This window comes from Streptococcus azizii, from assembly GCF_001984715.1.
Lineage (GTDB): Bacteria > Bacillota > Bacilli > Lactobacillales > Streptococcaceae > Streptococcus > Streptococcus azizii.
Map to the genome: position 1 here is coordinate 1 of NZ_MSPR01000001.1, position 15,066 is coordinate 15,066.

13 protein-coding genes and 1 rRNA gene are annotated in these 15,066 nt (G+C 42.7%); 1 reads left to right on the top strand and 13 read right to left on the bottom strand.

Features of this window, described 5'->3' with window-relative positions; translation table 11 throughout:
- The 8 genes from BVE84_RS00005 to BVE84_RS00040 all read right to left on the bottom strand — a co-directional run.
- Nucleotides 1–116 (bottom strand): 16S ribosomal RNA (locus BVE84_RS00005); the annotation flags it as partial.
- A gap of 299 nt (nucleotides 117–415) precedes the next feature.
- A complete protein-coding gene (locus BVE84_RS11200) occupies nucleotides 416–895 on the bottom strand; it encodes a transposase (protein ID WP_076995047.1) in 480 nt (159 codons plus the stop codon).
- Between the two features lie 37 nt (nucleotides 896–932).
- A complete protein-coding gene (locus tag BVE84_RS11205) occupies nucleotides 933–1,262 on the bottom strand; it encodes an IS630 transposase-related protein (RefSeq protein WP_076995048.1) in 330 nt (109 codons plus the stop codon).
- Nucleotides 1,263–1,437: 175 nt separating this feature from the next.
- Nucleotides 1,438–2,340, bottom strand: coding sequence for an ABC transporter permease (locus BVE84_RS00020; RefSeq protein ID WP_076995049.1), 903 nt, complete (start codon nucleotides 2,338–2,340; stop codon nucleotides 1,438–1,440).
- An 11-nt stretch (nucleotides 2,341–2,351) separates the two neighbouring features.
- Nucleotides 2,352–3,308, bottom strand: a complete 957-nt coding sequence (opp4B, locus tag BVE84_RS00025) for an oligopeptide ABC transporter permease (protein WP_076995050.1) — start codon at nucleotides 3,306–3,308, stop codon at nucleotides 2,352–2,354.
- A 2-nt stretch (nucleotides 3,309–3,310) separates the two neighbouring features.
- Complete coding sequence (locus BVE84_RS00030) at nucleotides 3,311–4,255, bottom strand: ATP-binding cassette domain-containing protein (protein WP_076995051.1); 945 nt, start codon at nucleotides 4,253–4,255, stop codon at nucleotides 3,311–3,313.
- Nucleotides 4,255–5,256, bottom strand: a complete 1,002-nt coding sequence (locus BVE84_RS00035) for an ABC transporter ATP-binding protein (protein ID WP_076995052.1) — start codon at nucleotides 5,254–5,256, stop codon at nucleotides 4,255–4,257. The genes BVE84_RS00030 and BVE84_RS00035 overlap by 1 nt, the downstream gene beginning before the upstream one ends.
- Nucleotides 5,257–5,628: 372 nt before the next feature.
- Entirely contained in the window at nucleotides 5,629–7,425 is a 1,797-nt protein-coding gene (locus BVE84_RS00040) for an oligopeptide ABC transporter substrate-binding protein (RefSeq protein ID WP_076995053.1), read from the bottom strand.
- Between the two features lie 210 nt (nucleotides 7,426–7,635).
- Here BVE84_RS00040 and BVE84_RS00045 point away from each other — a divergent pair, with 210 nt between their 5' ends.
- On the top strand, nucleotides 7,636–8,868 hold the full coding sequence (locus BVE84_RS00045) for a serine hydrolase (RefSeq protein ID WP_076995054.1): 1,233 nt from the start codon (nucleotides 7,636–7,638) through the stop codon (nucleotides 8,866–8,868).
- Nucleotides 8,869–9,366: 498 nt separating this feature from the next.
- On the opposite strand, the gene sufB is transcribed toward BVE84_RS00045, so the two are convergent.
- From sufB to sufC, 5 genes are all read right to left on the bottom strand, one after another.
- On the bottom strand, nucleotides 9,367–10,779 hold the full coding sequence (sufB, locus tag BVE84_RS00050; RefSeq protein ID WP_076995055.1) for a Fe-S cluster assembly protein SufB: 1,413 nt from the start codon (nucleotides 10,777–10,779) through the stop codon (nucleotides 9,367–9,369).
- Nucleotides 10,780–11,104: 325 nt separating this feature from the next.
- Nucleotides 11,105–11,536, bottom strand: coding sequence for a Fe-S cluster assembly sulfur transfer protein SufU (gene sufU, locus BVE84_RS00055; protein WP_076995056.1), 432 nt, complete (start codon nucleotides 11,534–11,536; stop codon nucleotides 11,105–11,107).
- A complete protein-coding gene (locus tag BVE84_RS00060) occupies nucleotides 11,523–12,752 on the bottom strand; it encodes a cysteine desulfurase (RefSeq protein ID WP_076995057.1) in 1,230 nt (409 codons plus the stop codon). The genes sufU and BVE84_RS00060 overlap by 14 nt, the downstream gene beginning before the upstream one ends.
- Nucleotides 12,753–12,758: 6 nt before the next feature.
- Nucleotides 12,759–14,021, bottom strand: coding sequence for a Fe-S cluster assembly protein SufD (gene sufD / locus BVE84_RS00065; protein ID WP_076995058.1), 1,263 nt, complete (start codon nucleotides 14,019–14,021; stop codon nucleotides 12,759–12,761).
- Between the two features lie 29 nt (nucleotides 14,022–14,050).
- Entirely contained in the window at nucleotides 14,051–14,821 is a 771-nt protein-coding gene (gene sufC, locus BVE84_RS00070) for a Fe-S cluster assembly ATPase SufC (RefSeq protein WP_076995059.1), read from the bottom strand.
- Nucleotides 14,822–15,066: the final 245 nt, after the last annotated feature.

Sequence of the window (15,066 nt, forward strand, 5' to 3'; positions counted from 1 at the left end):
TTACTCACCCGTTCGCAACTCTTCCAGAAGAGCAAGCTCTCCTTTTAGCGTTCTACTTGCATGTATTAGGCACGCCGCCAGCGTTCGTCCTGAGCCAGGATCAAACTCTCATTAAAATAATCGTTTGTCCGGCTAAGCACTCTGGCTTATCCGTTTATTGTTCTTTTGTTCATTGACGATTTATCTGCTTGATAAATCACCCTGCACGTTTGGTTCGTCTTCTTTAATTTTCAAAGGTCTTGCGCCGCTCCTCAAGCGACAACTATATCAGTATATCACCTTCTTATTCCTTTGTCAACTACTTTTTTTATTTTTTTTACCTTTTTTGGACTTTTTTTTGACAAATTTTCAAATTTTCGACTCCTTTTGTTATTCTATCGAAAATATCTCCTACAATTCCTGCATTTTATAGTTATTAAGTTTTAAAATAGTAATTCAACGATTCATTTATAGATTCGCATTGTGGTAATAATTCTATGATTGCTTTCTTTAAGTTTGCCCAAGCAGTTTCAATTGGATTTAATTCCGGTGAATAAGGAGGTAAGCGCAGAAAGAAGTGGTGATGTTCAATACAAAGCTCATCTAGTTGCTTCTTGGGGTGAAACGTCGCATTATCCATCACAATAACATGAGTTTCAGATAAGGAGGGTAACAGCTCCTCTGAAAACCACTTCATAAAAAAGTCACTGGTCATACTTTCTTTGTAAATCATCGGAGCTACAAATTGATCTCCAATTTGACCAGCTACAACTGAAATGCGCTCAAACCTTCTTCCACTAATCTTCTCCAGAACCTTATGTCCCCTAGGAGCTCTCGCTCGTGGGCGTGTTAAATAAGTGTCGATGCCGGTTTCATCAATGTAGATGATTGGATAGCCGGATAGGAGTTGGAGAATGGTTGAGAACTGCTGGACTTTTCCTGCGTCCTGCTCTTTATAAGTTGTTGTCTTTTTTTAAAGTTATTTTGAGTTTCTTTAAAGCAGCCCAAACAGACTGCGGTGTGCAATCAAACTGTTCAGCTATTTCACGGAGAAAGGCATCTGGATGTGCTGAGACAAACTTCTGAAGTTGATCCAGTGGCAATTTTCTAGGACGTGGGGAACGCTTTTTAACCGCCAAAGTCCCGTGATGTTTTAACTGTTGTTCCCATAAATAGAGAGTGTTTACGCTAATATCAAAGAGCTGACAAGCTTCTTTACGAGTATGACCTTCGTCTTGAACAAACGAAATCACTCGTTTTCTAAAATCTAAATCATATGCCATAACTTTAGTATACCATAATTACTGATTTAAAACTGATTGACTATACTGCATCGTGCTTGAGGAAAATATGAAGAGATATTACCTATAGACGACAAGACTGCTTGTGCTGTATTCACAACAACTAAAAATAGTAGCAAGTTCATGACTTACTACTTTCTTTTCTATAATATAGAAATTAACCTAAGCGTTGTTTTGCATCAGCTGCCCTTTGGAAGGCTTGGCCAACATAGTTGATACATAACATCATCACTAAGATAAAGATTGCTGCAGGTAACCAAATCCAGGTTTTGTTTTCCAAAACTTCGGCACTTCTGGCATTGGCAATCAAGGTCCCTAAACTTGGAACTGTCGCTGGGAGACCAAAGCCAAGATAGGTCAGCGAGGTTTCAATCCCGATGTTACCAGCAAAGTTCAAGGTCAAGTTAACAATGACTAAAGAACTTAAGTTTGGGAGAATCTCGCGGAACATGATCATAAAATCACTTGTTCCAAGTGTTTTAGAAGCGTTAACATAGTCCAAACTTGCTTCAGATAAGGTACGTGTCCTAAACAGACGTGCCTTGTAGGTCCAGCCAAACAAACTCATAATGAAGATAAAGTGGTAGATAGTATAGTTCTTAACAACTGTAACAAAGACGATAATCATCATCAGGGTTGGTAAAATCAAGATAAAATCTACAATTCGCATCAAAAAACCATCAAATTTACCACCGTAGTAGCCAGCCACGATTCCTAGTGAGACACCGACAAGACTGGTTAGAATAGTGATGGAAAAACCAATGATAATTGAGTTGCGAGCACCAATAATCAGCTGACCAAAAATATCTCGTCCACCTTCATCCGTTCCCAAAATATGTCCATCTACTCCCGGTTCAAGGTAGCGGCCGAGTAAGTTAACTTTCATGACTTCTTCTTGGTTCATAATCATAGCGCCAACAAAGACACTGACTAATATGGCACCCAGTAGAAAGAGTGAAACCAAGGCAACCTTATCTTTTGTAAATTCTCGAGCAATGACACGTAGCCCTCCAGGAGGTGTAGATGCCGTGCTTTTATCTATTTTTTTATCTTTACTCACACTTCTCCTCCTTACTTGACCCGAATCCGTGGATCGACAATACTCATGATGATATCAGACAATAAGGTTCCAACCAAGGTCCCAAATCCAAACATCAACAAAAGTGCTAAAATAACACTATAATCACGACCTGAAAGAGAGCTGATAAACAGTTGTCCAATCCCTGGATAGGTAAAGATATTCTCCACAAATACTGAACCTGTAATCAAACCTGTCAGTTCGTATCCTAAGAAAGCTGCGATTGGCAAAATGGAATTTCGGAAAATATGACGGTTGTAAACAACTTTTTCTGGCACCCCTTTGGCACGAGCTGTACGAACATAGTCCTGAGCCTTAGCATCAATCACACCCGTTCGCAGATATTGAATCGTGCTCGTTGTTGATAAGATGGCGAGCGTCAAGGCTGGTAAAATCATATGATGTAAGCGACTGAGAATCGCTTCTAGACCAACGACCCCTGAAGCCATCGAACCACGCGTTGGGAACCAACCAAGGGAGAATCCAAACAACCATAACAACAAGATGGCAAAGATAAAGACGGGAGTTGAGTAGGTTAAAAAGTTATACACGTTGATGATTTTATCTGCTATAGAATTTTGATAGCGTCCTGCAATCATACCAAGCGGCAAGGCAATCATATAGGTAATCACCATGGTCAAAAGAGACAACCAGATGGTGTTATTCAAACGCTGCATGATGATGGTGCTAACAGGCTGTTTAAAGAAAACACTCTGACCAAAGTCCCCATGCAAGATATTGCCAATCCAGCGGAAATATTGGATATGAATCGGGTCATAATAGCCATACTGAATACGCAACCGTTCAATCGCTTCCGGGTCAATATTTGGATCCACTTGTCCTGTAAACGGATCACCAGGCATCAATTTAGCAAATGCAAAAGCAATAATACTCAGAAGAATAAGCTGAGGAATCATAAGTAAGAAACGACGTAATACTGTTTTCCACATCCTTAGATACCTCCTTTCGTTTCTGGTAAAGCAACTTGATGAGTCGCTGCAAATGTTTTCAAATCAAAGACACGCCCGTTCTCATCGTAGAAGATGCTTTGTTTTTCAAGATATTCTTGCTCCGCTGCTAATCGGCGTTCTTTATTTTGCACGCGGTTAACTGGATCGATACTTGGAATTGCCGACAACAAGCGTTTGGTATAAATATGCTGTGGATGATTATAAATATCTTCTTTGGTTCCTGTCTCCACAAAACGACCGCGGTACATGATGTATAGTTCATCACACATGTGTTGAACAACACCGAGGTCATGGGAAATAAACAGATAACTCAGTTTATATTCATCCTGAATACGTTTCATATAGTTCAATACTTGTGCTTGGACAGACAAGTCTAGAGCGGATACTGGCTCGTCAGCAATAATCAAGCGTGGATTGCTTGCCAAGGCACGAGCGACACCGATACGCTGGCGTTGTCCACCCGAAAATTCATGCGGGTATTTCACAAGCGCTTCTTCTGTCAAACCAATCGTATCCAACAAGCGTAGGACACGCTTCTTTTCTTCATCTGGTGACACACGGTCGAAATTCCGAATAGGCTCTGCGATAATATCCAAAATCCGTTTTTTAGGATTAAAACTGGAAAGCGAATCTTGGAAAATCATTTGGACATCCCGATTAAAATTCCCCTTTTTGCGACGGGGCTTATTGGTCACATCTTGTCCTTCGTAGATAATCTCCCCAGCTGTTGCACGTTCCAATCCGATAATCGTTTTCCCGATTGTCGATTTACCAGAACCCGATTCTCCCACGAGACCATAGGTTTTTCCTTCTTCAAAGTGAAGATGAACGCCATCCACAGCATAAACATAATCTGTAATGCGATTGAAGAAGCCACTACGAATTGGATAATGAACTTTTAAATCTTTTACTTCAATAAATCCCATTAGTTCGTTTCTCCTTCAAAATAGAATGTTTCATGGCAGGTACAGCGGACAAAATGCCCTGCTGACACTTCATGCATGGTAGGATTTACTTCATGGGCATCCGCACCAATCCAAGGAATACGCGGTGCAAAGCGACAACCTGTACGAGGCATTTTCGTCAGCGGCGGTACAACTCCGTTAATCACATGTAAATCGCCACCTTCATCACTTGATTGGGGATTGGATTTTAATAGGGAACGAGTGTAGGGGTGTCTTGGATTGGTAAACAGCTCTTCAACTGGTGCCACTTCCACAAACTGTCCTCCATACATGACAGCTACACGGTCTGCGGTCTCTGCCACCACACCAAGGTCATGGGTGATTAAGATGATACCCGAGCCAGTCTCTGCTTGAATGTCATTCAATAAATCCAAAATCTGTGCCTGAATGGTCACATCAAGAGCCGTGGTTGGTTCGTCGGCAATAATAATCGGTGGTTTACATGACAAGGCAATGGCAATAACAATCCGTTGGCGCATACCCCCTGATAGCTCGTGTGGGTATTGTTTAAAGGTCCGTTTTGGATTTGGAATGCCAACTTGTTCCAACAATTCTAAGACACGCTCTGTCCGCTCTTCAGCAGTCATACTTGTATGGTAGTAGAGTGCCTCATCGATTTGTGCCCCAATCGTCATCAAAGGGTTCAAAGAAGCCAATGGGTCTTGGAAAATCATTCCAATATCATTTCCACGAATCTTATTGTAATCCGTTTCACTCATTCCAACTAGCTCTTTGTCCTTGTATTGGATCTTACCCTTAATATTGGTATTCAATGGATTGTGAAGTCCCATAATAGTGGTCGCCAAGGTTGATTTTCCACATCCCGATTCTCCGACAATCGCTAAAATTTCATTTTTTTGTAGATCAATCGACACACCATCAACAGCATCATAAAACTCATCACCGATACGGAAACCGACGTGTAGGTCATTAATCTCTAAAAGCGGGGTTCCATTTGTCACGCTTTTCCTCCTTCGTCAACAGCCGAGCTGCCTGTCAATAAAAAATAGAATATTTATCCTATTCTATCATACTTTCCCCTCCTCTGCCAACTATTTCAACAGCAGGCAAGGGGGATTTTCATCCTATTTCTCTGAAAAACTGCCATCCTTTGTTCGTTTTTTTTACTAAAATATGAAAAAGAAACAAGGCACAAAGAGTAGAATGTTCGAGACTGAGCACTATATCGCGCTACTCTCCGATAAAACAGATAAAAAACGAACAAATATTGGTTTTCTGTCTCCGATAATCAATCTTTGTTCGTTTTTGATGTTATAATCAAGCTCTCTTTGCTCTATCATAACAGATTTTATGAAAATGTTTCCGGTAGAATCTTACTCAGCAACACCTTTATCAGCTGTCAATTCAACTTTTTCCCACTGAGCGGCTGAGGCTTTAGAAGCTGAACCGTAGTAAGTATCCCAGTTTTTCACGCGTTTATTGATAGCTGTCACAGCTTCTGACTCAAACAACGGGATTGCAAAAGCCTCGTTGAAGGCATTTTCTTGCCATTTCTTATAGTTTTCAAGGTTTGTCTTCTTATCAAATGATTCAACTGATCCGATTGCTTCGAGCAACTTCGTATTGTCATCTGATACAAAACGAGACATGTTGAACTTGTTGGTTGGTCCCCACATGTTTGGCATTGGATCATAACCAGTAGACCAGCCACCTAGATAGGCATCGATATTCTCATCGTTGGCTTGAACCATATCATAGAATGAATTCAATTCAATGGTACGTCCTGTGTAAAGCTCAACGTTTAAGCCAACTTCCTTCCACCAGGCTAGATATTGTTGTACGAGGGCTTCATTTGCTTCTGTACGCTTACGAGCTGCTAGACTGATTTTAAACGGTTTGCCGTCTTTTCCTTCACGGATCCCATCGCCATCCACATCTTTATAACCCGCTTCATCAAGTAATTTGTTGGCTTTTTCTGGATTGTAGGCAAAACCTTCCATCTCTGAATCATGAAGATCCCCGAAGAATGAGATAATCAGTGATGTCGCTGGGTGGTACAAGCCATTATATAATTTTTCCCCAGCTGTCTTGGTATCAAGAGCATATCCCATCGCTTGGCGCAGTTTTGCATCGTTCATTTTCGCATCAGGATTCATCACATTCTTCTTGGATGCCTCATCATATTTTCCGAAATTAAACGATAGGTACTCATAAGATGACTCCAACTGACCAAGGAGGGTCACATTTGTTAAGTTTTTGTAAGAATCCAACTGATCCACAGGCATGTCAGCAACATCATAGTGACCTGCTTTCATTTCTGAAACAATCGTATCTGGCGATACAATGTCCATCTTCAAGCTATCCACTTTTGGTTTACCCTTGAAGTAATGCTCGTTTGCTTCAAACGTAATAGATTCACCATTGACAACTTCTTTCACCTTAAACGGTCCCATCCCTACAATTTTTGTGGTGGCACGGGCATACTCACTCTTTTCCCAATCAGCCACTGGAATGTCTTTAAAGAGGTGTTTTGGCGTAACATAAGATGGTACAGCTCCACCAGCATACATCATGGATGGCTTCATCTCTTTCACAGTTAACACTGCTGTATAGTCATCTACTTTTTCAATGCCTGAAATCTTGTCAGCTGTCCCTGCGACAAACTCATCCATACCGACGATATTTGTAAATTTTTCATCAAAACGGACACCCGTATAGCCTTTATCCGCCATTTTTTCAATGGTAAAGAGGTAGTCATCAATAGTAAATGGCTCGCCATCTGACCACTTATAGTCCTTACCTGTCAAAGTCACCGTGATTTTTTTAGCTTCTGTATCAAAGTCTACTTTTGCAAGACCCGAATCATCTAGTTTACGACTGCCATCGTAGCCGAACATACTGATATCAACCATATTCCCAAAAGCTGTATCAACGGTCTGTTGCCTCAACTCATCAATCATGAGCCCTGTTGTAGCAGATGCTGCCACAACCGCATACTTAAACTGTCCGCCTTTAATCGCTGAACCCTCATGAGTCACTTCGGCTGGAAAACTCAAATTGGCTTCCGCCGCACCCTTGCTAGATGAACTTTTTGAACCACAGGCTGCAAGCGCTGCGACAGATAACAATGCTACACCTGCACGGGTGAGCATTTTTGTAGACTTATTCATAAAACACCTCTTTGTATTCATATAGTAAAGACTTCATGTCTATAGAAAGTATTATACCATAAACTTTTCTTAAAAAAAGGGTTTTTATCAGAAAATGTTGCAAAAGGCGTAATTTTCATTATTTTCAGACTACTTTCATAGAGATTTCATCCAAGCACTTCCTTACTTTATGATATAATAGGACTACTATAAAGCGAGGTTCCATTGAATATGAAACGATTGTATCCATTTCTACTAACTGTCTTGTGCATCCTGCTTGTCCCTTTTTCTGTCCAGGCTGCCGAAAAATATAGCACAGACGCTGAGCATTCGATTGCCATTGAAGCCCAGACAGGCAAGATTCTCTATGAACAGAATGCGACTACCCCGACTAGCATTGCCTCTATTTCAAACCTACTGACTATCTACCTAGTCTATGAAGCAGTGGAGCAAAAGAAACTGACACTTGACACACAGGTGCCCATCTCAGATTATGCCTATAAGTTAACCCTTGAATCACCTGTCACCAATATTCCTTTAGACAAACGTTCCTATTCTGTTCGGGAACTAATCAATGCCTCCTTAATCGCTTCGGCCAACAGCGCAACGATCGCCCTAGCTGAACAGGTGGCAGGAAGTGAGTCGGAATTTGTCAATTTAATGAAGGAAAAACTGGTATCTTGGGGAATTTCAGATGCAAGCATCTTCAACTCTACCGGTGTAAACACTGCTCTTTTAGAAGGTGGAGAACCTTCAAATGAGAAAGACAGCCAAGAAAATCGCTTGTCTGCTCTTGATGTGGCCATCATCGCCCGCCGACTGATCCTCGATTATCCGCAAGTACTAGAGGTAACTTCCCAATCCCACTTTGCCCTTAATGGTAGCACTTACTACGGTACAAATCCGATGCTAAGAGGGGGCGCTTATGAGCGAGAGGGGGTAGACGGTCTCAAGACAGCTTCGGGAACATCTATCGTTGCAACCAGTGTAGAAAATAACATGCGGGTCATCACTGTTATCTTGCACACGAAAGAAGGCGACCTCTACCCTGAAAAACGCTTCATCGAAACAATGAACTTGTTGAATTATTCCTATACTTATTTTAAGTGGACTCCCATCGTAGAAGCTAATGAATCATATAACAACAGCAGTATCACGGTCTTTAACGGTAAGAAAGCAACTGTTCCAGCTGTCGCGAAAGAAAATCTCATGTTTGCAAAAAGAGAACGCTATAAAGAAGAAACAGCTACAAAAGCAGAGGGACTCGATCGTGTATTGGATGCTCCGCTGGCTAAGGGGACTGTCGTTGGCTCTTTAACCCTAAACGATACAGACCTGATTGGTCATGGCTACGTTGACAAACAGCCCAGTATTGAGTTGGTCGCAGGCGAGGAGACCCCTCCTGCAAGTTGGCCCTTCTCTTGGTGGAATCACTTTGTTCGCTATGTGAACGAGAATCTGTGAGTATAGTAAAAAACATGAAATCAATCCAAAAGATTTCATGTTTTTTACTTTTCATACTTCAGTCGGAGAGAAATTGTACGCAATAGCCTTATAGCTATTGAGTTGCTAATATTTTCTAACCTCACTAATGTTGCAAGCTGGCGCTGGCCTTATTTCCAACCTCAGTTGGCAAATGAACTGTGGCAAATAATCAAAATAACTAAAGACGGAAACTCAGTGGCCTTTAGTTCCAACTTCAGTCGGAGAGAAATTGTACGCAATAGCCTTATAGCTATTGAGTCACTAATTTTCTCTAACCTCACTAATGTTGCAAGCTGGCGCTGGCCTTATTTCCAACTTCAGTCGGAGAGAAATTGTACGCAATAGCCTCATAGCTATTGAGTCACTAATTTTCTCTAACCTCACTAATGTTGCAAGCTGGGGCTTGCATTATTTCTAACCTCAGTTGGCAAATGAACTGTGGCAAATAACTTTATGGTTATGTGACTACTAGTTCATTTAGCCAACTGAACCCTCCATCTCATACGCAATCAAGCGATTGAGTTCGACTGCATATTCCATTGGTAGCTCTTTGGTAAATGGCTCAACAAAGCCCATCACAATCATCTCAGTGGCTTCCCCTTCTGACAAACCACGACTCATAAGATAATAGAGCTGTTCTTCGGAAATTTTCGATACTTTCGCTTCATGTTCCAAAGCAACCTGCGAGTTATGAATTTCATTAAACGGAATGGTATCTGACTTAGATAAATCGTCCATGATAATGGTATCACACTCGATGTGGCTGACCGATTTTTTAGAATTGCGGGCAAAGGTTACTTGACCTCGGTAGTTTACTGCTCCACCACCCTTGGCAATCGATTTTGATACGATGGAAGAACTGGTATGGGGTGCATTGTGAATCATTTTAGCACCTGTATCTTGGTGTTGCCCTGTATTTGCAAAAGCGATGGACAACATGGTCCCGCGTGCCCCCTCACCATCTAGGTAGACAGATGGATATTTCATGGTAGTTTTTGCACCTAAATTTCCATCAATCCACTCAACAGTCGCATCTTTCATGGCACGGGCGCGCTTGGTAACGAGGTTATAGACATTATCAGACCAATTCTGGATCGTTGTATAGCGCATGTAGGCACCATCAAGAGCAAAGATTTCCACAATCGCCGCATGCAGGCTATCACTTGAATAGGTCGGCGCCGTACAACCTTCAACATAATGCACACTGGCACCTTCATCCACGATAATCAAGGTTCGCTCAAACTGCCCTGTGCTTTCATTGTTAATCCGAAAATAGGTCTGCAAGGGAATGTCACATTTGACACCCTTCGGTACATAAATAAAGGTTCCTCCTGACCACACTGCGCTATTTAGGGCTGCCAGTTTATTATCTGTTGGTGGGACCAGTTTGGCAAAATACTGTTTAAAGAGGTCTGGATATTCTTTTAAGGCAGAGTCTGTGTCCGTGAAAATAATCCCTAACTTTTCAAACTCTTCTTTCATGTTGTGATACACTACTTCTGACTCATACTGGGCTGCTGCACCTGCAAGATAGGCCCGCTCTGCTTCTGGAATACCGATTCGCTCAAAGGTTTCCTTGATTTTCTCAGGGACATCATCCCAAGAACGAGCTGGTTTGTCAGACGCTTTTTGGTAGTAGATCAAGTCATCAAAGTCGATTTCTGACAAGTCCGCCCCCCAGGTTTCAAGTGGCATTTTCTTAAAGGCCTCATAGGATTTGAGACGGAACTCCAGCATCCATTCTGGTTCATTTTTAGCTGCCGATAGCGAACGGATTACAGCCTCATTCAAGCCCTTTCCTGTCGATATAATCGGCTCTACATCATCGTGAAAACCAAATTTGTATTCACCTAGGTCAATCGGCTTTGGTTCTACCCTTTCTTCTGTCATTCTTTTCTCCTCTATCTACTTTATTCATTTGTCATCGGACATGTTATAGTCGTTTAGTTTATACCTAAAGGTAGCCACAGCTGTAATTGACTAAATCTGAAACAGCTGCGTCTCTTTTCTTACTTCGACGAGTGAAAAGCTCCAGTGGAGGTTTTCAGCCTACCACCTTTCATTAAAAAAGTGGTCGTTAGAAACTCCGTTTCCCTATTTCCAACCTTGCCCACTTCGCTCTCGGATTTATAGGCTCAGGCTGAAACAGTTCACCGAACTGTTTCACTCTCCCAGACTAGTGGAGCAAGTACTAAAAGTAAACTAAAAGACTATACTATTTCTCTAGACTCTTTTTTAGTGCATTCCAAGCCAGCGTAGCACATTTAATTCGCTGAGGAAATTTGGCGACACCAGAAAGAAAAGCAGCATCCCCCAATTCTTTTTGGCCTTCTTGCGATTTCCCTTGAATCATTTCAGAAAATATATTCGCCAACTCAAATGCTTCTTCCTTTGTTTTTCCAAGGACAAGGTCGGTCATCATGCTGGCTGAGGCTGTCGAAATGGTACAGCCTTCATTCATAAAGGCAATATCTGCAATCCTTTCTCCTGCCTCATCTAACTTTACAGATAGACTGATGACATCACCACAGGTTGGATTATGTAGCTCCACCCGATCTGCTCCATCAATGCTTCCTTGATGATGAGGAGATTTAGAATGATCTGCCACCACTGCCATGTATAGACTCTCTAGTTTAGAAAGTGCCATTGAAAAACTCCTTTGTTTTTTCTAATGCGTCAATCAATTTGTCACAATCTTCTTTCGTATTATAAAGGTAGAAGCTAGCTCGAACAGTTGATGTCACTCCCAAATAGGCTAAAAGCGGTTGGGCACAGTGATGTCCTGCCCGCACAGCTATTCCTTCATAGTCAAGTGCCGTTGCCACATCGTGAGGATGCAGCCCTTTCACATTAAAAGAAATGACGCCCGAACGCAGTGCCAGATTTTTTGGACCATAGATTTCAATACCAGGCATCGCCTGCAATTTAGGAAAGAGGTAGGCCATCAACTCTTCTTCATGGCGAAGAACCTGTTCCATGCCGATTTCTTCCAATACATCTATGGCTTTAGCAAGTCCAATCGCCCCTGCCATATTGGGCGTTCCCGCCTCAAACTTCCAGGGTAATTCCTTCCAGGTTGCAGACTGCTCGTAGACAAAGTCAATCATCTCACCACCAAACTCTACCGGCTCCATTTGTGATAGCCATTTCTCCTTACCATAGAGGACACCAATTCCTGTTGGTCCCAACATCTTATGACCAGAAAAGGCAAAGAAATCGACGTCTAAATCCACTACATCAATCGGCATATGGGGAGTTGACTGGGCGCCATCCACCACCATGATAGCACCTACTTGGTGTGCAAGCTGGGTGATTTCCTTTATTGGATTGATGACTCCCAGGACATTGGATACATGGGCAAGGGCAACAAATTTAGTCTTAGATGATAACTTGGCCTGCAAATCCTCCATATCCAAATATCCTTCTTTGAGGTAGACATAGACCAACTTGGCACCTGTTTGTTGGCAGACCTGTTGCCAGGGAATGATGTTGGCGTGGTGTTCCATGATAGAAATCAAGACTTCATCACCCGGTTGCAGGATTTGGGCCGCAAAATGGGCTACCCAATTAAGACTAGTGGTCGTACCTCTCGTAAAGAGCACTTCTTTTACAGAGGTGGCATGGATAAATTGCCCCACGCGCTCACGCGCTGCCTCATAGCGACTGGTTGCCCGTTCTGCCAAGGTATGCACCCCTCGATGGACATTGGCATTGTCTGTCTGGTAATAATCTAGCAGGGTCTCTAAGACGACCTGCGGTTTCTGGGTGGTGGCTGCATTATCGAGATAGACCAAGGGTTCATCATGGATTAGTTGCTCTAAAATTGGAAATACTTTTTTGATGACATGGCTATCAACTGGCATGGCTTCTCACCTCTTATTTAACTTTTCTTCAATTCCGTCAATCATCTCTTGACGTGCTTCCTTAACGGGAATTTCTGTGATGACTGCACCTAAGAAACCGCGCACAACCAACCGTTCAGCCGTCGCCTTATCCAAGCCCCGACTCATCAGATAATACATATCTTCTGGGTCCACCTGACCGATGGAGGCAGCATGCCCTGCAGTAACATCATTTTCATCAATCAAGAGGATCGGGTTGGCATCGCTTCGCGCCTTATCAGATAACATCAACACCCGACTTTCTTGCTGGGCATCCGCTCCTTTAGCCCCTTTTATAATGTGGCCAATTCCATTGAAGGTGAGCGTGCCTTTTTCAAGGATAACACCGTGCTGAAGGATATTTCCTATGGAATGCCGACCATAGTTGGTCACACGGGTATCAATCCCTTGTACCTGCTTACCACTGGAAAGAGCGACCACCTTCATATCTGCATGGCTGCCATCACCGTACAAGTCACTGTCAAAATCTGCGATAACATTGCCCTCGTTCATGACGCCGATTGCCCAATCGATACTGGCATTATTCGCAAGATGTCCACTGCGACTGATGTAAGTTGTCACATGCTGACCGAGACGATCAATCGCCGCAAATTTAATCTGGCTACCAGCTCCTGCAATAACTTCTACCGTAATATTGGCCGTCGCTGCCTCACTGCCTGTTCCAATGCTTTCAAAGCGCTCCAGATAGGTCAATTTAGCATTTTGACCTGTGATTACGAGAATGTGTTTGTTAAAGGGGACAGCACTGTCACTGTCTTGGTAGAAAATCCCTTCGACAGGAAGGTCGATTTCGACCTGATCAGGAACATATAAGACTGCTCCGCTATTGAAATACGCTGTGTGATAAGCGGCGAGTTTATCCCTATCATGAGCAACCGCCTGAGTGAAATGCTGTTCCAAGACTTCTGGAATTTCTTCCAAGGCTGTATAAAAATCCGTAAAGACAACGCCTGCTGCTACTAACTCTGGCGATAATTGTTCGTAGACTGTCTGTGTCCCTACTTGCACCAATTTTGGATGATCACCCAGAACTGTGAAATCAGGAACGTCACCCCTTATCGGTGATTCCATAATGGTGCCATCTCCCAAGTTCCAGCGGTGGAACTTCACCCGTTCAATCGTCGGCAGGGCTAATGTTGCAATCTTTTCAAAAGCTGATTGACGAAGTTCGCTCAACCAAGCGGGTTCTGCATGGGCTTGTGAAAAAAGTTTAATGGCTTCTTTGGTCATCTGTTTCTCCTTTCTGAACAAGTTTCGCCTTAAACTTCCTCTTCGTAAGTCAAGCCTAGTTCTTCTGCAATGTTCGCATATCCTTCTTTTTCAAGTCGTACTGCAAGTTCTGGACCACCAGATAGCACCACACGACCTTCCATCATGATGTGAACGGCGTCTGGAGTGATGTAGTTCAAGAGGCGTTGGTAGTGGGTGATGATCATGGCACCAAAACCTTCCCCACGCATCGCATTCACTCCCTTTGAAACAACTTTAAGAGCATCGATGTCTAGCCCAGAATCAATCTCATCCAAAAGCGCAAAGGTCGGTTCCAACATCAAGAGTTGCAAGATCTCATTGCGCTTTTTCTCACCACCTGAAAATCCCTCATTGAGATAGCGCTCTGCCATTTCCTCTTTCATGTTGAGTAATTCCATTTTTTCATCGAGCTTGGTGATAAAGTCACGGACAGAGATTTTCTCATCATCTTCTTTACCGGCATTCATTGCAGCCCGTAAAAATTCTGCATTGGTGATGCCAGGGATTTCACTCGGGTACTGCATCGCTAGGAACAGACCCATACGCGCGCGTTCATCAACCTCCAAGTCTAAAACATTGACACCGTCAAACAAGACCTCACCCTTGGTCACCTCATAGTTGGGATTGCCCATGATAGCGGCTGAGAGGGTAGACTTCCCTGTCCCATTTGGTCCCATGATGGCTGCCACTTCCCCAGTTTTCAAGGTCAGATTTACCCCGTTTAAGATTTTTTTCCCTTCGATCTCCACGTGAAGATCTTTGATTTCTAGTATTGACATACCTACCTCCATTCACATTTTTAGACTCATACTCTTCAATACTCTCTTCAAACCAAGTCATACTCTTTAAAAATCAAAAGGATACGTTGTCAAGAGTCTCGGTGAGTGAAAAGCTCCAGTGGAGGTTTTCAGCCTGTTCCCTTGAAATAGGACGGAACAGAGTTCTACCTTCGCCTTCGTTTCCTAGTCTACTTTTGATTTTTATTGAGTATCAATAACATTTGAGTTTCATTTTTGAAGAGTAT